Origin of the sequence: Desulfobotulus sp., from assembly GCF_034006065.1 — a bacterium.
Taxonomy (GTDB): domain Bacteria; phylum Desulfobacterota; class Desulfobacteria; order Desulfobacterales; family ASO4-4; genus Desulfobotulus.
This window is the reverse complement of the sequence record NZ_JAVETM010000036.1, coordinates 1-16390: the sequence shown is the minus strand read 5'-3', so window position 1 is coordinate 16390 and position 16390 is coordinate 1. Positions and strand designations below refer to the sequence as shown.

General features: G+C 54.6%; 19 protein-coding genes, 1 tRNA gene and 1 pseudogene. 3 read left to right on the top strand and 18 right to left on the bottom strand.

Annotated elements, in window-relative coordinates:
• From RBR60_RS12675 to RBR60_RS12660, 4 genes and pseudogenes are all read right to left on the bottom strand, one after another.
• Window positions 1-1119 carry an NADH-quinone oxidoreductase subunit D gene (locus tag RBR60_RS12675; RefSeq protein WP_320357336.1) on the bottom strand — a complete coding sequence of 373 codons (1119 nt, stop codon included), beginning with the start codon at window positions 1117-1119 and terminating at the stop codon, window positions 1-3.
• Window positions 1116-1634, bottom strand: coding sequence for an NADH-quinone oxidoreductase subunit C (locus RBR60_RS12670; RefSeq protein WP_320357334.1), 519 nt, complete (start codon window positions 1632-1634; stop codon window positions 1116-1118). The genes RBR60_RS12675 and RBR60_RS12670 overlap by 4 nt, the downstream gene beginning before the upstream one ends.
• Window positions 1631-2101: pseudogene (locus RBR60_RS12665) on the bottom strand (NADH-quinone oxidoreductase subunit B); the annotation flags it as partial. The gene RBR60_RS12670 and the pseudogene RBR60_RS12665, both read right to left, overlap by 4 nt.
• A gap of 98 nt (window positions 2102-2199) precedes the next feature.
• Window positions 2200-2598: an NADH-quinone oxidoreductase subunit A gene (locus RBR60_RS12660; protein ID WP_320357332.1), complete on the bottom strand. Its 399-nt coding sequence runs from the start codon at window positions 2596-2598 to the stop codon at window positions 2200-2202.
• A gap of 476 nt (window positions 2599-3074) precedes the next feature.
• Between RBR60_RS12660 and RBR60_RS12655 the strand changes: the two genes are divergently transcribed.
• The 3 genes from RBR60_RS12655 to RBR60_RS12645 all read left to right on the top strand — a co-directional run bounded on the left by RBR60_RS12655 (window position 3075) and on the right by RBR60_RS12645 (window position 5780).
• The gene (locus RBR60_RS12655) at window positions 3075-3860 is read left to right on the top strand and encodes a DUF169 domain-containing protein (RefSeq protein WP_320357330.1); all 786 of its coding nucleotides are present in this window, start codon (window positions 3075-3077) and stop codon (window positions 3858-3860) included.
• A 133-nt stretch (window positions 3861-3993) separates the two neighbouring features.
• Window positions 3994-5388 carry a sigma-54 dependent transcriptional regulator gene (locus RBR60_RS12650; protein WP_320357328.1) on the top strand — a complete coding sequence of 465 codons (1395 nt, stop codon included), beginning with the start codon at window positions 3994-3996 and terminating at the stop codon, window positions 5386-5388.
• Window positions 5385-5780, top strand: coding sequence for a (deoxy)nucleoside triphosphate pyrophosphohydrolase (locus RBR60_RS12645; protein WP_320357326.1), 396 nt, complete (start codon window positions 5385-5387; stop codon window positions 5778-5780). Before RBR60_RS12650 ends, RBR60_RS12645 begins: the two co-directional genes overlap by 4 nt.
• 87 nt (window positions 5781-5867) lie before the next feature.
• On the opposite strand, the gene RBR60_RS12640 is transcribed toward RBR60_RS12645, so the two are convergent.
• The 14 genes from RBR60_RS12640 to RBR60_RS12575 all read right to left on the bottom strand — a co-directional run.
• Window positions 5868-6188 (bottom strand): IscA/HesB family protein, encoded by a 321-nt coding sequence (locus tag RBR60_RS12640; protein WP_320357324.1) that lies wholly within the window; start codon window positions 6186-6188, stop codon window positions 5868-5870.
• 168 nt (window positions 6189-6356) lie between these two features.
• A complete protein-coding gene (gene cutA, locus RBR60_RS12635; RefSeq protein WP_320357322.1) occupies window positions 6357-6674 on the bottom strand; it encodes a divalent-cation tolerance protein CutA in 318 nt (105 codons plus the stop codon).
• Window positions 6671-7435, bottom strand: a complete 765-nt coding sequence (locus RBR60_RS12630) for a tRNA threonylcarbamoyladenosine dehydratase (protein WP_320357320.1) — start codon at window positions 7433-7435, stop codon at window positions 6671-6673. The genes cutA and RBR60_RS12630 overlap by 4 nt, the downstream gene beginning before the upstream one ends.
• On the bottom strand, window positions 7432-8250 hold the full coding sequence (locus RBR60_RS12625; protein ID WP_320357318.1) for a TatD family hydrolase: 819 nt from the start codon (window positions 8248-8250) through the stop codon (window positions 7432-7434). The genes RBR60_RS12630 and RBR60_RS12625 overlap by 4 nt, the downstream gene beginning before the upstream one ends.
• A gap of 44 nt (window positions 8251-8294) precedes the next feature.
• Window positions 8295-8885 carry a YkgJ family cysteine cluster protein gene (locus RBR60_RS12620; RefSeq protein WP_320357316.1) on the bottom strand — a complete coding sequence of 197 codons (591 nt, stop codon included), beginning with the start codon at window positions 8883-8885 and terminating at the stop codon, window positions 8295-8297.
• Entirely contained in the window at window positions 8860-9861 is a 1002-nt protein-coding gene (locus RBR60_RS12615; RefSeq protein ID WP_320357314.1) for an RluA family pseudouridine synthase, read from the bottom strand. Before RBR60_RS12615 ends, RBR60_RS12620 begins: the two co-directional genes overlap by 26 nt.
• 17 nt (window positions 9862-9878) lie before the next feature.
• Window positions 9879-10403: a CarD family transcriptional regulator gene (locus RBR60_RS12610; RefSeq protein WP_320357312.1), complete on the bottom strand. Its 525-nt coding sequence runs from the start codon at window positions 10401-10403 to the stop codon at window positions 9879-9881.
• A gap of 222 nt (window positions 10404-10625) precedes the next feature.
• A complete protein-coding gene (locus RBR60_RS12605) occupies window positions 10626-12644 on the bottom strand; it encodes a sodium-translocating pyrophosphatase (RefSeq protein WP_320357310.1) in 2019 nt (672 codons plus the stop codon).
• A 55-nt stretch (window positions 12645-12699) separates the two neighbouring features.
• Window positions 12700-13275 (bottom strand): aminoacyl-tRNA hydrolase, encoded by a 576-nt coding sequence (pth, locus tag RBR60_RS12600; RefSeq protein WP_320357308.1) that lies wholly within the window; start codon window positions 13273-13275, stop codon window positions 12700-12702.
• A gap of 25 nt (window positions 13276-13300) precedes the next feature.
• Window positions 13301-13912 carry a 50S ribosomal protein L25 gene (locus RBR60_RS12595; RefSeq protein WP_320357378.1) on the bottom strand — a complete coding sequence of 204 codons (612 nt, stop codon included), beginning with the start codon at window positions 13910-13912 and terminating at the stop codon, window positions 13301-13303.
• Window positions 13913-13965: 53 nt separating this feature from the next.
• Complete coding sequence (locus RBR60_RS12590) at window positions 13966-14922, bottom strand: ribose-phosphate pyrophosphokinase (RefSeq protein ID WP_320357306.1); 957 nt, start codon at window positions 14920-14922, stop codon at window positions 13966-13968.
• Window positions 14923-14950: 28 nt separating this feature from the next.
• Window positions 14951-15025: transfer RNA gene (locus RBR60_RS12585), tRNA-Gln, on the bottom strand.
• A gap of 22 nt (window positions 15026-15047) precedes the next feature.
• Window positions 15048-15917 (bottom strand): 4-(cytidine 5'-diphospho)-2-C-methyl-D-erythritol kinase, encoded by an 870-nt coding sequence (locus RBR60_RS12580; RefSeq protein ID WP_320357304.1) that lies wholly within the window; start codon window positions 15915-15917, stop codon window positions 15048-15050.
• Between the two features lie 4 nt (window positions 15918-15921).
• Window positions 15922-16390: PDZ domain-containing protein (locus tag RBR60_RS12575; protein WP_320357302.1), on the bottom strand; the 469-nt coding region annotated here is incomplete at its 5' end.

Genomic DNA, 16390 nt, shown 5'->3' with positions numbered 1-16390 from the left:
TTACCTGTCAATTTCCGGGATTACGAGGTCAAGGCTGCCCATCACGGTCACAAGATCCGAAATCAGCATCCCCTGGCAGAGCTCAGCAATGAGGCTTAAGTTGGCATAGGAAGGCACCCGCACCTTGAGGCGATAGGGAATATCCGAATCCTGGCCCACCATATAATAGAGAAGCTCCCCCCTGGCCGCTTCCACGGAAAAGGAGGCGGCATGGGGCGGCAGTTTGATCTTTTTGGGCGTTTTCCCCTTAAACTCCCCTTCGGGCAGCCTGTCCAGGGCCTGTTCCAGAATACGAAGGCTCTGCTCGATTTCCTGCATCCGAACCAGATAGCGATCATAGCTGTCACCGTTTTTCCCCACGGGTACCTCAAAATCCAGCTCCGGATACACGGAATAGGGTTCCGCCCGGCGGATGTCATAGGCAATGCCCGATCCCCTGAGGTTGGCCCCGGTCACGCCATAGCGGCGGGCCATTTCTTCGGTGATGATGCCAATGCCCTCACAACGCTTGATGAAGATGATGTTACCCGTAACCAGTTTATGGTAAATATCCAGCCGCTTGCGCATCCTCTGGATAAAGGTCCGGCTCCGCTCGACAAATTTTTCATCCACATCCCGGTACACCCCACCCACCCGGAAATAGGAATAGGTGAGGCGGCTACCCGTGATGTCTTCCAGAATATCGAGAATTTCTTCCCGGTCATCAAAGGCGTAGAGAATGGGGGTAAAGGCCCCGAGATCCAGAAGAAAGGCCCCCACCCAGAGCAGATGGCTTGCGATGCGGTTCAGCTCCGAGGTGGCAACACGGATGAACTCCGCCCTGCGGGGAACCTCGATACCTGCCATTTTTTCCACAAGGCTGACATAGCCATGGTTGTAAGGCAGGGCCGCCAGATAATCCATGCGGGCCGTGTTGGGCAGAAAGGCGGGCCAGGGCCGGGATTCGCCCATTTTCTCATGCATCCTGTGGCCATAGCCAAGGACGGGATCGAGATGCAGGACATACTCCCCGTCCATTTCCAGCACCAGACGGAGAACCCCGTGGGTGGCGGGGTGCTGGGGTCCCATGTTGAGGAGGAAGCGATGCCGCCCCTTATCCTTGTGTGCTTCGTTCATCATGCGCTTTCAGGGCTCCCTTGACTTGGGGTTTCCTGGGCTGCGGATTCCGCCTCCCTCTCCACCACGATAAAACCCAGTTTTTCCGCCTCCAGACAGGCCGCATCTCCCTTGCGCAGGGGATGAAAGCCCGCATCCAGCTCCGAAAGGATGAGGGGACGCATATCCTCGTTGCCTGTGAAGGTGATGCCGAAGAAATCGTGGATTTCCCGCTCATACCAGGCGGCGCCATGGAAGATGTCCGAAATGGTGGGAGCCTCGTCGTTTAAGGCGAACATCCGGAGGTTCACCCGCAGAAGACTGTCGTGCCGGGCAAACTGACAGACAATACAGGCGGCGGGCTTCAGGGATACGGCGCTGACAAAGACAAGGTAAAAACCTTCGGCAAACAATGCGCTGGCCGCTTTGCGCCAGTCTTCCTTTTCAAGAAGCCCCTCCACATGCACGCCCTTTACGGCATAGTCTGCGGGCTTCAACGAGAAAGCCTCCATGCGGCTGATCAGGGTTTCTGCCTTCATGCCTTGCCCCCCCTTTGCGGATGACGGTTCTGGGGGAAGGGATGGCGGGTTCCGGCGATTTTCTCCTGAAGCTTGAGAATCCCCTCAATGAGCCCTTCGGGTCTCGGAGGGCAGCCCGGCACATAGACATCCACGGGAATGAGCTTGTCCACCCCTTCCACCACCGCGTAATTCTCCGCAACGGCAAAGGGCCCGCCGGAGATGGCGCAGTTGCCCATGGCAATAACCCATTTCGGGTAGGCCATCTGCTCATAGAGGGTCACCACGGCCTCGGCCATTTTCTTGTTCACCGTGCCCGCCACGATCATGAGATCGCTCTGTCGGGGAGAGGGCCGAAAGACCTCAGCTCCGTACCGGGAAATATCAAAGCGGGCCATGCCCACGGCCATCATCTCAATGGCGCAGCAGGCGAGACCGAAGGTCATGGGCCAGAGGGAGTTGGCCTGACAGAGCTGGGTGATTTTTTCCGCAAGCTCCAGCCGCATGAGGGGACCGGGCGAGACCAGCTCCAGGCCGGAATCGTTTCCGACCCTGGCCGAAAGTTCCGCCACATGGGCGTCAAGGCTTATGAATTGTTTCTTCTCTGCCAATTGAAGACTCCTTTGACCCAGGCATAAATGATGGCAAGGGACAGAATACCCACAAAAATGATGAATTCCACCACCGCGCGCAGGGGTTCCGCATTATGGAAAGCCGTTGCCACGGGGTAGAGGAAGAGAATATCCACATCAAAGGCCAGAAAGATGAGGGCGTAGAGGTAATAGGCCACCCCGTAACGAAAATCCCAGGCCTGGCCATAGGGCTCCATGCCGCACTCATAGTTGGTGACATGGTGGGCCGTGAGTTTTCTGCGGGGAGCCAGAAACCAGGCCACAATAAAAGGTGCAAAGGCCGCCATGAAGCCCACACCTAAAAAGAGCATGATGTACATATACTCAATGAGGGACTGCTCTTCGATCAGCATCTTATAAGGACTCCTGAAGCTTGAATTCGCCAGTACGAACTAAAAACAACGGTTTCAGTACAAAAAAACAAAAGTACGGCGCCGAGACCTCCTTGTCGACCGGAGAAGCAAAAAGCCAAAACTCCGTACCCATCCCTGCACTGCATTTAAGGATTTATCCTATTGCAAAAACCAGCGCCGCCTGTCAAGGGATTTTACACTTATTTTTAAGGTCAAAATCCAGAAATTAACAAATAAAATTTAATGCATCTTCCATACCAGCCCCAGCCCCCCTTTTCAGACGCTGAGTCCTGCATGGAAAGGCCTCTCAGCCCCGCCCTTTCTTTATACTTTGCAACCCGCAACTCCCCAAAGGCGCAGCAGAGTGCTTGCAGCGCCAACCCAAAGCGGCAGGCCTGTCCTGGCTTTCCTCCCCTTGCCCTTCGGGAAAAATACGCGTACCCTGCCGCTGAAAATATTATCCATGGAGGAAAGACATGACCTATAAAGAAGCCTTAGACCGCCTCATTTTCGCCTTCAGACTGGACTTTGACCCCGTTGGCCTCCTCTTTGTCACCCAGGAAGAAAGGGCATGCGATCTGCCCCAGACCCACAAAACCCGAAACAAACTCACCTTCTGCCAGTATGTGACCGCCGCACGGCAGGCGCGATACGCTCTTTTCATGGAAAAAGAGCGCCTTTTGTGTCGGAATGCCCAACTTGGATTCGGATTTCGGGAAGTGGAAAATATTCCTGACGCAAAGGCTCACCAGAAATACCTGCTGGATCCGGACCTTTCCCTTCAGGCTGCCAGAGACAAGGTGCATCTTCCCCCTGGCCGCTACCAGGGGGTCTATCTGGCTCCCCTTGATACCTTTGATGGCCTGGGCCGCACACCGGACGTCGTATACATGATGGTACTCCCCTTCCAGGGCTACCATATCCTCAATGATTACATGGCCGCCATGGGTAAAACCCACCTGAATTTCCGCCACACGCCCAATTCCGCCGTATGTGGCGGCAGCGTATGGGCCCATCTTCAACAAAGCCCCAACATGAACACCATGTGCGCAGGTTCCAAGGCCTCGGGAAAAACAGAAATGGGATATATGAATCTCACCCTGCCGGGAAGCCATTTTCTGCCCACCGTGGAGCAGCTCGGAAAGCGGCAGCAGGCCCATGGCGGAACCTCCCTCGTGGGCAAGGGGGACCATCCCTGGCCAGGCCTGGATGCCTGCCAGGGGTGTCCCCTCTTCCGCTTTGACCCCATTACAAAAGACTGATAAGAGAAACAAAATATCCAGGACCCAGGGATTGGGGCAATGTGATAGCCCCGCCCCATCCGGTTAAAAAAGCTTTCCTTAGAAAACCCGGATCCCTGCATGAAACTTTTAAAGGCATAAAGACACAAAAAACGTGACACCAGCCCGTATCCTTATCATTACAGACGAACAGGACGCCCTCCTGACCCTCCAGCAGGCACTTTCGGGAGCCTGCGCCTGCGCCGCCAGCACCGCTGACAGCAAGGAAAGCGCCCTCCAGTGCTTCTCTCCCCATGTGTATGATCTGGTTTTCATGGATGTCCGCGCCTCCGGACCCGATCCACTACATTTTTTAAAAGATCTGTTGGCCATGCATTCGGACCCCACCATCCTTCTTTTTGGGGTGGAGACAGGCGAGAATCTCGCCACAGAGGCCTTGGAAACCGGGGCATACGATCTCCTGGAGATGCCCCTCACCCCCCTTTCCCTCGGACCTGCCATCCGACGGGCTTTGGAGCGCTGCCTTCTGATCCGGGAAAAACAAAAACTCAGCCAGGATTGTCACTGTCACAAAATCTTTTCCCGCATAGCCGGTCAATCCAGCGCCATGAAAGATGTTCTTGACGCCATTCTGATGATTGCCCCCACCGAAGATCCTGTGCTCATCACCGGTGAATCGGGCACGGGAAAGGAATTGGCCGCCCGCACCCTCCATCAGCGCAGCCCCAGGGCAAAGGAACCTTTTATCCGGGTACACTGCCCCAGTATCGGAGAAAACCTTCTTGAAAACGAAATTTTTGGGGAATCCACTGACAATCGTCAGGATTTCTCCCCAAAAAAAGAAGGTTTTCTCGCCGCCGCCCAGGGAGGCACCCTTTTTCTTGACGAAATCGGGGATCTGGCTCTTTCCGTTCAGAAACGACTTTCCAATCTGCTCACATCCGCTCCACCCCATCCGGGTGTGCGCATCCTCGCCTCCACCCGGAGAAATCTTAAAAAAAAAGTTGAAGACCAGCACTTCGACGAGAATTTTTACCAGGCCATGGCCAAGCGGCATATCCACCTGCCCCCTCTGCGGGAAAGACCTGAGGATATCCCTCCCCTTGCCCAGGCCCTCCTTGAAAAAAACTGCCATAAACTTAAAAAGCACGGAAAACATATTGCCCCGGATCTCATGAAACGCCTTGTGGCTCACCCCTGGGAGGGAAACATCCGGGAACTGGAAAATACCCTCATTCAGGGAATCTTGTTTTCCAATACCCTGGAAATCGGTCCCGATGACGTTCATCTTTCGGGCCCCAAACCTCTGGGTCCCTGCTCCGCAGCCCTGAACCAGGCCAACTACAAGGACGCCAAAGAAGAGGCACTCAAGGGATTCAATCATGTCTACATTGCAAGGCTGCTGAAACGCAACCGGGGCAACGTCAGCCGTGCGGCCAAGGCTTGTGGCCTGGAACGTCAGGCGCTTCAGCAGATCATGCGACGCTATGAAATATCTCCCGCACCCTACAGACCCCAGACCGGATGCGGCGGAGGATATTCCGAATGAATATCCTGCATGTCACAGCCGCTGTTTTCAGGAACAACGATCAGGTACTCATCGCCCGCAGATCTCCTGACCAGCCCCAGGGAGGAAAATGGGAATTTCCAGGGGGCAAAATCCGTGAAGGGGAAAGCCCGGAAGCCTGCATTGTCCGGGAGATCTCTGAAGAACTGGGCGTTTCCATTGACCCTCCGGAATTTTTCATGGAATCCCGCCACAGACGCACTGACGGCGAACTCAGGCTTCACGTCTTTTTTGCCCACAGTCCGGATCCTCACTTCCAGCTCCGGGTCCATGACCGCATTCTGTGGATCAAACCCAAGGAGCTCCTCGCTTTAGATCTTCTTGAAGCAGACATTGCCGTAGCCCAGGCCCTCGAAAAGAAAATTTCCCCGTGAATCTCACGCCCCAGACATAAAAAAAAGATCTGTCCTCTTTTTTTCAAGAACAGATCTTTTTTTCTCTTTAAAATTTTTATCAAAAAATCAGCAGCCGCAGGAACCCGAAGAGCTGCAGCCGGAGCATCCGCCCCCGCCTTCCAGTTTGATGCTGGAATTCACAGCAAAACCCATCCCGTTAAAGGCGATCTCAAAGGGCTTTCCTGCTTCAAACAGATCCTTTTCCACCACGTAGGGAATGCCAGCCACATCAAAGCGCACATCGCTTTCCTTTTCCTCATCCAGGGCCATTGCCACCATCGGGCCGCCACAACCGCCGCCGTGAATGAAAATACGAATGGGCTGAATTTCCTTACCCTGGAAAAAAGCCGCCACTTCCTTTTGTGCATCCGGTGTTACCGTGAACATGAAAAAATCCTTTCTCTACGCCGTAAAATGGCGCAGGGTTTGTCGGCAGAAACGAAAAGGGCTTACGGTCTCCCTTATTCCGCAAAGTAACGCCTGCTTCCGGAGGGGTCAAATAAATTTTATCTATCAAAAAAAAATCCCCATCCAAAACAACAATGGCCGCAAGGCTCAGGCCTTCTGCACTCCTTGCGAAACCCAATCCATAAAAGGTCCATGCCCATCCACCACATCCAGGGCAAGAATGCAGGGACAGGCATAGGTATGCAGGGTCAGCACCCGTTCACGCAGCTTCGGAAACACCTCTGGGGTTGTTTTGGCCACAAGCACCCACTCGCTGCTTTCCTGACTTTCTCCTTCCCAGACATAAAAAGAGCGCATTCCGGAAAACACATTGATGCAACCTGCAAGCCCTTCTGCCACAAGGATCCGCGCCAGCTTCTCCGCTTCCTCCTGGCTTCCCGCCGTCATGTAGACCATCTGGATCATTCGCTGCCTCCTTTATCCCTTTCGTCAGGCCTTCTCTCCAAAATCCGGTCCAGAGCCAGACCCGCCATGCGCAAGCCAAAGCTGCCGGTCACGTGGGCCAGAGAACCCAAGGGCGTTCGGGTCCGCCCCCTGGTCTGGGTTTCCGGTCTCTGCACCACCGGTACTTCTGCATTCTGGGGAGGCTCCGGAGAAAAAACACAGACAAGCCCCTTTTCAATACCGAATCGGTGCAGTCGGCGCCGCACCATCCGGGCCAGGGGGCAGTGATGGGTTTTGGAAATATCCGCCACCTGGATGGCCCCCGGATCATAGCGCGTAGCAGCACCCATGCTGCTGATGATATAAAGATCCTGCAAAAGCGCTTCCCGGATCAACATCACTTTGGAGTTCAGACCATCAATGGCGTCCAGCACCACATGGGGCGCATTGTCCAGGATACGGGGCAGGGAATCGGAATCAATGAAAAGATTCAGGGCCTCGACGGTGCAACCTGGGGCAATATCCCGGACCCGGGCTGCGGCAAGTGCCACCTTAGGCTGCCCCAGGCTGGAATGCAGAGCAAAAAGCTGACGATTCATATTGGATGCCTCCACCACGTCAAAATCCACAAGACGCAGGTGCCCCACCCCACTGCGGGCCAGGGCTTCCACCGCAAAGGACCCCACAGCTCCCATGCCACAGATCGTCACCCGCGCCCCTTGCAGACGCTCGAAAGCCTCCTTACCCATCAACTGTACAATACGTGAAAAAGCCGGGTTCATGGTAAAAGGCGCACTCCAGAAAGAAAAGATAGAAAATTCTGGCTGTTACGGAACAATTGTTCTGCGAGGGCCAGATCCGCCAGGTTCCGGATCCGCGCCAGAGCATCAAAGGTTCGGATCAACCAGGCAGGTTCGTTCATTTGACTTTCGACCCCCTCCGGTGGAATATCCGGGGCATCGGTTTCAATGAGTATGCGATCAGGCGATGCCACGAGGGCGCTCCGGGCTACCTTACGATTGGCCATGCGGGTCAGGGATCCCGCAAAGCCGATATAAGCTCCCAGTTTCTCCACCTCAGGTACCATGTCCGGGGATCCGGACCAGGCATGGAAAGCGCCTCCATGGGGAAGTCCGCCCTCCTTTTTTAAAATCCCCAGCATACGGCCCCAGGCTTTTCGACAATGGAGGGAAAGGGGCCTTTTCAGATCCCGCGCCAGGCGAAGCTGGGTAATCAGAACCTTTTCCTGTTCCTCCAGACTATGGCGCACAGCCATCCCATCCAGCCCCACCTCTCCCACCCCCGCGTCCGGCATGGCAGAAAGCAGATCCCCCAGAGCCAGATCCCAGCGAAGGCTCCGGGTCTCCACATAAAAGGGATGCAGTCCGAAAAAAGGCACCACCCCCTCATGGGAAAGGGAAAGAATCCGCACTCGATCCCAGTCATCCTCCTCCGCACCGCAGCATACAAAATAACCGACCCCCGCCGCCCTTGCTTCCAAAAGAAGGGAGGAGAGCGCGTTGGTGATTCTGTCATCCTGGAGATGGCAGTGGGTATCCACAAGGCGGGGTCTGCGGGATTTTTCAGATGACGGCATGCATCGCTCCACATCCGGGGCCTTCCCTTCGCCCCATGGCATATTCAGGTTTTTCCGTGGATAGATCGGTGGATCACAAGTTTATGGTCCTTTCCATAGCTCATTACCCGGGAAGGATCAAAACCTCCGGCAAGGTACAGGGTTCTGAAACCTGGCTCATCAAAAAGTCCAAGGATATAAGAGATGTGACCGGAATATCCCTGCATGTCGAGACGCTGCATCTTATCCCGGGCTTCCCTTCCAAGGGCAATGGCCTCTTTGTGAAGCACAGGTCCCCGCGCCAGGCAAGGCTCCAGAGAATACAGACGACGACAGACCAGGGGACGGATCTCGTAAATGCTGCAAGTTCGGTTTTTACGCAGAAAAGGACAGGATGCCCGCCTTTCCTGACGCCGGTTTTTGTGGTCCTTGGTCACAGCCTTACGGATTCTGCCCTGCATCTCCTGGGGCAGGGATTCCACATGGAGAAGAATGCGCAAGCCCTCAAGGGTGCTGATATCAATACTCCCTGCTCCCGTACAGCAAAAGGCGCATCCTGGGCCACAAATGGCCTCTTCCATCAGGGGAAGAAGCCTTTCATGAAGCTCTTCATAGATGGTATCTGCTTTTTCAAAAAGATCCTGCACAGCTTTCATTCCCTTTCACCTGCCATGGGGCCAAGTCCCTGATCAGGTTTCCCATATCCTCAGGCAGGTTGGATTCAAACACCATGGCCCTGCCGCCCACAGGATGTGGGAAAGCCAGAAACCGCGCATGGAGCATCTGCCGCGTGACCTGTGCAAGCCGGGCCCGCATCCACGAATCCCGGATTCTGTCTCCCACCTTGCGCAGACCGTACAGCTCATCCCCCACAATGGGATGACCGGCATGGGCAAGGTGGACCCGGATCTGATGGGTACGCCCGGTCTTTATTTCCACTTCAAGCCGTGTCACCCCGGAATAGCGTCCCTTCACCCGCCACAGGGAAAGGGCTTGTCTGCCGGAGGGGGCGTGAGCCGCCATGCGTTTTCTGTCCACGGGATGTCTCCCAATGGGGGCATCCAGGCGACCACTCTCATTGGCCATCTCTCCCCATACCAGGGTCTCATACCGCTTTTCCGTCAGTCTGTCATGAAACATGAGAACCAATCGTTCATGGGCCAGCTGATGCTTGGCCACGACCATGAGGCCTGAAGTATCCTTGTCCAGACGGTGAACAATGCCAGGCCTGGCCTCCCCACCAATGCCACCGAGATCCGGACAGTGGTGCAGAAGGGCATTGACCAAGGTGCCATCGGGATGTCCAGGGGCCGGATGCACCACCATTCCTGCGGCTTTGTTCAGCACCAGCAGGTGCGCATCCTCGTAGACAATGTCAAGCTCCAGATCCTGAGGCACAAGGGCACTGGGTTTCAATGCAGGTGCCATTCCATGGACCCTTTGTCCAGGTTTCAATTTCAAAGAAGGCTTGGCAGGCTTGCCATCCACATGGACAATCCCCTCCCGCACCATCTGGGCAACCAGAGAACGGCTCAGACTTTCCATGCACTCCGCCAGAAAAACATCCAGGCGCTTACCGTCATCGGCCTGGGTGACCTGATGGCAGAAAGCGCCCGAATTTTCAGAATCCATATCCAAAGGGTAAAGGCTCACGCAGAAAAGAGTTTTTCTATTTCCGTCAACATGCTTTTTTCATCGGTTTCTTTGGCGAGACTCAGCTCCTTTAAAAGGAGTCCCTGGGCCGTATCCAGGAGTTTGCGTTCTCCAAAGGAAAGATCCTTGGTCAGTTTCAAAACAAAGAGATCCCTGAACACCGCCGCCACATCATAGAGGCTTCCGCTTTTGATTTTCTCCATATAATCACGGTAACGACGATTCCAGGTCTGGTTGTCCTGTTGTGTACCCGTCTTATTGGTCATGACCGCATAGACTTTGGAAATATCCTGCTTGCCGATGACATCCCGCAATCCAACGTTTTCCACATTGTCCGTGGGGATCATGATGACCATGCCGTTTTCCAGGATTTTCATGATGTAAAAATCCTGTTTTTTCCCATTGATCTCGCGGGACTCTATGGCTTCAATACGGCCCACGCCATGGGCGGGATAGACCGCAAGGTCACCGACATGAAACTGGCGGGTACCTTCCTCCACTGTCATTGCCTTTTCTGCCATTTTTTCACCACCGTTGTTAGGGGTTCATGCTTTAAAAGTTTTTTATATCACAAAGTTGACAAAGGGTTCAACCATTTTAAATAAATGATTTCCCCCCAAGTGCCAAGAACCCCGCAGAACAAGGCATAAACAACGATGGGGCGTATCTGTTAAAGATACACCCCATCGAAAAACATACATTCTGTCTCCCTCTCCCCTTTTACGGGGAGAGGAAAGTTCAGATTACATCAGGAAGGGAACCAGCAGCAGGGCCACCACGTTCAGGATCTTGATCATGGGGTTTACTGCGGGGCCAGCGGTGTCTTTGTAGGGGTCGCCTACGGTGTCACCGGTTACAGCAGCCTTGTGGGCGTCGGAACCTTTTCCGCCATAGTGGCCGGATTCAATGTACTTCTTGGCGTTGTCCCAAGCAGCACCACCGGTGGTCATGGAGATGGCCACGAACAGACCGGTAACAATGGCACCGATGAGCAGACCACCCAGGGCGATTTTGCCAAGGAGAAGGCCTACAACGATGGGGGCAATTACGGGCAGAAGGGCGGGAACAATCATTTCCTTCAGGGCAAACTTGGTAACGATATCCACGCAGGCCGCATAATCAGGCTTGGCGGTACCTTCCATGATGCCGGGGATTTCACGGAACTGACGGCGTACTTCCTCAACAACGGCACCACCGGCACGACCTACAGCACTCATGGCAACGGAGGCGAAGAGGTAGGGCAGAAGACCACCGATGAAGAGACCGATGATTACATTCACGTCAGCAAGGTCGAAACGGAGCTGAGCTGCGCCTTCGCCACCGTGTACGGCAAATTCCTGAACATAGCATGCAAAAAGAACCAGAGCAGCAAGACCGGCGGAACCAATGGCATACCCTTTGGTTACGGCCTTGGTGGTGTTACCAACAGCATCCAGAGGATCGGTTACAGCACGTACGGCGTCATCCATTTCAGCCATTTCAGCAATACCACCGGCGTTGTCGGTGATGGGGCCGTAGGCGTCGATGGCAATAACCATACCGGTCATGGAAAGCATGGATACGGCAGCAATGGCAATACCGTAGAGACCGGCAAAGCTGTGGGCCAGGAAGATACCCAGGCAGATGGTCAGAACGGGAGCTGCGGTGGACTGCATGGAAACGGCAAGACCTGCAATGATGTTGGTGCCATGACCCGTGGTGGAGGCCAGAGCGATGTCTTTTACAGGCTTGAAGATGCCGGTGTAGAACTCGGTGATGATAACGATCACAACCGTCAGAGCAAGACCGATCAGAGCGCAGTAGTACAGGTTGATGGCGGAAGCACCTTCAACACCGCCCATGAAGTACATGGTGGCATAGTAGAAGGCAACGGCTGCGATGATGGCAGAACCAAACATACCTTTGTACAGAGCGCCCATGATGTATTCGCTCTTGCCGCCCAGGCGTACAAAGAAGCTGGCAATGATGGACGCAATAATGGAGATGGCGCCCAGAATCAGGGGGAACATGATAATGGTTTCATTGCCGGAGAACAGGATGTCGCCCAGGAACATGGCGGCAACCAGGGTCACGGCATAGGTTTCAAAAAGGTCAGCAGCCATACCGGCGCAGTCACCCACGTTGTCGCCAACGTTGTCTGCGATGGTGGCGGGGTTGCGGGGGTCGTCCTCGGGAATGTTGGACTCAACCTTGCCCACAAGGTCAGCACCGACGTCCGCACCCTTGGTAAAGATACCACCACCAAGACGGGCGAAGATGGAGATGAGGGAGCCACCGAAGCCCAGGGCAACCAGGGCGGGAATATTGGCGGTAGCAGTATAGAGACCCGCGGTAGCAGCAAGGCCAAGACCTGCAACCATCATACCGGTTACTGTGCCGCCACGGAAAGCCATGGAAAGACCGGCGTTGAGGCCGTTCTTGGAGGCTTCTGCGGTACGCACGTTGGCGATAACGGAAACGCGCATTCCAATGTAACCAGCCACATAGGAAGCAACGGCACCGATAACAAAACCCAGAGCGCTCATGGCACCCAGGGCGAAGAAGATTACCACGGCGATAATACCACCCACCACGGCAACGCTTTTAAGCTGACGGTTCAGATAGGCAATGGAGCCTTCCTGAATCGCCTTGGCAATGGCAGCCATTTTTTCGTCACCCGCAGGAGCGGCTTTTACAAGCCCTGCCAGGATGAGCGCAAAGAGAATGCCGAGCCCCCCCACCAGCGCACACGCCAGAGGGATGTTCCCCATTACGAATTCCATGCTTTCCTCCATCAAAAAATAAAGTTAAACAAAGCAACTACTACAAACCCAAAAACTACGCGTGATACATTTGCATTGCGGCGGGAATCCCCTTTTCTGCCATGCAGCAGACAGCATCCCTCGCCCTTTCAACCACGCGGAGCCAGATCTCTTTTTCCGCAACAGAGAAACCACTGAGCACATAATCCGCAACGTCCTTCTCCCCTTCTGGTCGTCCGATGCCGATGCGTACCCTGGGAAAATCATGGCCCCCCAGATGCTCTATCAGGGATCTGATTCCGTTGTGTCCACCATGTCCGCCTTTTTCACGGATACGTATCCGTCCAAAGGGAAGATCGATGTCGTCGTATACTACAATGATATTTGACATTTCAATGTCAAAAAATCGGGAAAGCTTCTGGACCGGAATACCGCTCCGGTTCATGTAGGACTGGGGCCTGACCAGAAAAACATCACGCCCTCCGACCCGTCCCCGCCCAAATTCCGCATCAAACTTATTCTTATCCAGAGGCACGGAAAGAACCCTGCTCAGGGCTTCCACTACCTGAAAACCGGCATTGTGCCGGGTTCCCGCATAACGGTGGCCCGGATTTCCCAATCCGGCCACCAACACAGGACCTGCGTCCTTCATACCCAATCCCCGCTATCCGGAAGACTTACTTCTTTTTCTTGGCTGCAGCGGCGGCAGCGGGCTTGCCTTCCTCATCCGTTGCTGCGGCAGCCCCCTTGGGCGCAATCACCGTAGCAACAGGCATATTGCCTTCCACCAGAATTTCAACGCCTTCGGGTGTGGGAACATCCTTCAGAAAATAGGTTTTCCCCAGTCCCAGCTCCGTGACATCCACTTCCAGGGAGACAGGGACATTCCCAGGCAGACAACGCACCTTGGCCATTCTTTCAAAAACGCGCAGGGTACCCCCCAAATCCACGCCTTTGGCAAGTCCTTTCACATTCAGATACACCCGGGCTTCTATTTTGCGATCCAGTTCCAGGGCATAAAAATCCGCATGAACAAAGGCACCGGTCATGGGATCCTTCTGGAAATCCTTCATCATGGCAGGACAATTCCCATCGGAAAGCTTGAGATCAAAGAAGAGTTCCCGCGTCTCACTTTTTCTGATGGCTTCCTCAAGATCCTTGACAGAGACCACAAGATCCCGGCTTTCTACCTTGCGTCCATACAAAACCGCAGGAATTTTTCCATCCACCCGCAGTTTTCTGCATACTCCCTTTTTGGTACCTTCGCGGTTTTCCGCGTTCAATGTCACGAATTCCAAGGTTTTTTCTCCTTCAGGTCTACACCTAACAATAACGTCGTCAATCACACAAAAAGTGAGGTTACCGAATCTCCACGATGGCTGCGGATAATGGCTTCTCCCACCAGATCTGCAATGGAAAGAATATGAATCTTATCGGATTCCAGCGCGGCCTTGCTCAGAGGAATGGTATCCGTTGCCACCAGGGTCTGAATCGGGGAGGCTTCAATGCGGTCCACAGCCGGCCCGGAGAGTACGGGATGGGTGCAGAAGGCATGGATGGAGCGTGCGCCTTTTTCCGCAAGGGCGCGGGCAGACTCTGTGAGGGTACCCGCAGTATCGACCATGTCATCAAGAATAATGACGTTTTTATCGGCGACATTGCCAATTACAGCCATGGCCTGAGCCTTATTGGGCATGTCCCGCCTTTTATCCACAATGGCCCAGTCCGCCCGCAGGCATTTGGCAAAAGCCCTGGCCCTTTCCACCCCGCCGGCATCCGGCGAGACAATCACAAGATCTGCAATATCCGCGGGTGTAGCTCCAAAAACCCGCCTTGCATAATCCCGAAGTACAGGCGCTGCATACAGGTTATCCACGGGACAATCAAAAAAGCCCTGGATCTGTCCTGCATGCAAATCCATGGTGATAACCCGATTGGCCCCCGCCTTCATCAGCATATCCGCAGCAAGCTTGGCGCTGATGGGAACCCTCGGGGCCACCTTCTTGTCCTGCCTCGCGTAGCCGAAATAAGGAATCACAGCCGCAATACGGCGGGCTGCGGAGCGTTTCACCGCATCCAGCATGAGCAGCAGCTCCACCAGATTGTCGTTCACCGGTTTACAGGTGGACTGGATGATATACACATCCCGGCTACGGACGTTTTCCTGAATTTCTATCTGGATTTCCCCGTCGCTGAAGTTACTGACCTTGGCGCAGCCCAAGGGCTTGCCCACATATTCAGCGATACGGGATGCCAAAAGCGGATTTGAATTTCCCGCAAACAATACAAGTTCGTCCATTATCTCTGCAATCTGTTTTGGAATAATTTGGCTGGGGCGGGAGGATTCGAACCTCCGGATGCAGGAATCAAAATCCTGTGTCTTACCGCTTGACGACGCCCCAGCATGAGGGCATCCCACACCTCTCAGGGTACAAGGCGTGTTGCCAGGACTAACCAGGCCGGATGGCGCTCGGACAAAAAGAATGCTGCTTTGCTGGCCTCTTCGGTGCCTGAAAAAAAACCAAACACCGTCGGCCCACTGCCGGACATGAGAACCCCCAACGCACCAAACCCTTCCAGCGCCTGCCTCACCTGCCCCACTTCGGCACACATCGACATCGCCACAGGCTCAAGGTCATTGAAAAGCCACGGCAATGGATCCATGAGGGCCTCTTCAAAATGAGGTTTTTTAGTTTTTATTCCTTCTTTTGTCAATCCCCATTTCAGGTTTTTATATACTTCAGCCGTACGCAAAGGAACCCCTGGGTTCACAAGAACCAGGGGCAAAGGAAAAATATTTCTGAATCTTTCCAGCCGCTCTCCGATGCCTTCCGCCCAGGCTGCACCCTCTGAGAGAAAAAAAGGAACATCCGCCCCAAGCCCCAGCCCAAGGTCCAAAAGCGTTTGCTGCGACAAAGGCTCCCCATGGGCCTGGTTCAAGCCTTTCAGAACCGCCGCCGCATCGCTGGAACCACCGCCGAGCCCTGCGGCCACAGGAATTTTTTTCTCTATCCGGATATCCAGGGCTGGCAGAATCTCCGCCGCACGAAAGAAGGCCCTGGCCGCGCGGAAGGCAAGGTTTTCTTCCGTTTCCGGAACCTGACCTCCCCCGCCTTCCACACGCACGCGGATCCCCTCCTCACCCGCCCCCAACTCTATGGTATCCTGAAGATCAATGGGACACATCAAAGACTGCAATTCGTGGTAGCCATCAGGCCGACTCCCCGTGATCCTCAAAAAAAGATTCACCTTGGCGGGGGCGTGCAGGATCTGGGGCAATACGGGCTTTTTCACAGCCTTATCTCTCCATGGCAATGACAAGGAGCTGCCCCCTTCTTTGGATAAGAAACTGCATACGCTCCCCTTTGCGGATCTTTTTCAGCACCCGCTCATAGGCTTTGGGGGAATCGATTTTATGGTGATTGATTTCCATCACCAGATCTCCCCGTCGGATACCGGCTTTCTGGGCAGCACTGCCTTCCGCCACGGCGACAACCACCATCCCGGCATCCCGGTTCACCCCCATGCGATCCGCAGTCGCCGCATCCAGATCCTGCAAGGAAAGTCCGAGGGCATCCCCTGCAGGCCCTGGCTTTTCATCGGAAGGTTCGGTGGGTACGCGAACCTCATCGTCCGTCCTTCTGGCCACGGTCACGGTGAAATCCTTTGGTTTCCCTCCCCGAACCACTCGCACCTTCAGACTCTCTCCCACCTTGGCTTCCGCCACCCGCAGCGTAAGCTCACGGGTATCGGCCACCTCACGGCCG

Bases quoted from the DNA above. Each gene is read 5' to 3' on its own strand.
- RBR60_RS12675 (WP_320357336.1), bottom strand. From the start codon at position 1,119: ATGATGAACGAAGCACACAAGGATAAGGGGCGGCATCGCTTCCTCCTC.
- RBR60_RS12670 (WP_320357334.1), bottom strand. From the start codon at position 1,634: ATGAAGGCAGAAACCCTGATCAGCCGCATGGAGGCTTTCTCGTTGAAG.
- RBR60_RS12660 (WP_320357332.1), bottom strand. From the start codon at position 2,598: ATGCTGATCGAAGAGCAGTCCCTCATTGAGTATATGTACATCATGCTC.
- RBR60_RS12655 (WP_320357330.1), top strand. From the start codon at position 3,075: ATGACCTATAAAGAAGCCTTAGACCGCCTCATTTTCGCCTTCAGACTG.
- RBR60_RS12645 (WP_320357326.1), top strand. From the start codon at position 5,385: ATGAATATCCTGCATGTCACAGCCGCTGTTTTCAGGAACAACGATCAG.
- RBR60_RS12640 (WP_320357324.1), bottom strand. From the start codon at position 6,188: ATGTTCACGGTAACACCGGATGCACAAAAGGAAGTGGCGGCTTTTTTC.
- cutA (WP_320357322.1), bottom strand. From the start codon at position 6,674: ATGATCCAGATGGTCTACATGACGGCGGGAAGCCAGGAGGAAGCGGAG.
- RBR60_RS12630 (WP_320357320.1), bottom strand. From the start codon at position 7,435: ATGAACCCGGCTTTTTCACGTATTGTACAGTTGATGGGTAAGGAGGCT.
- RBR60_RS12625 (WP_320357318.1), bottom strand. From the start codon at position 8,250: ATGCCGTCATCTGAAAAATCCCGCAGACCCCGCCTTGTGGATACCCAC.
- RBR60_RS12620 (WP_320357316.1), bottom strand. From the start codon at position 8,885: ATGAAAGCTGTGCAGGATCTTTTTGAAAAAGCAGATACCATCTATGAA.
- RBR60_RS12615 (WP_320357314.1), bottom strand. From the start codon at position 9,861: ATGGATTCTGAAAATTCGGGCGCTTTCTGCCATCAGGTCACCCAGGCC.
- RBR60_RS12610 (WP_320357312.1), bottom strand. From the start codon at position 10,403: ATGGCAGAAAAGGCAATGACAGTGGAGGAAGGTACCCGCCAGTTTCAT.
- RBR60_RS12605 (WP_320357310.1), bottom strand. From the start codon at position 12,644: ATGGAATTCGTAATGGGGAACATCCCTCTGGCGTGTGCGCTGGTGGGG.
- pth (WP_320357308.1), bottom strand. From the start codon at position 13,275: ATGAAGGACGCAGGTCCTGTGTTGGTGGCCGGATTGGGAAATCCGGGC.
- RBR60_RS12590 (WP_320357306.1), bottom strand. From the start codon at position 14,922: ATGGACGAACTTGTATTGTTTGCGGGAAATTCAAATCCGCTTTTGGCA.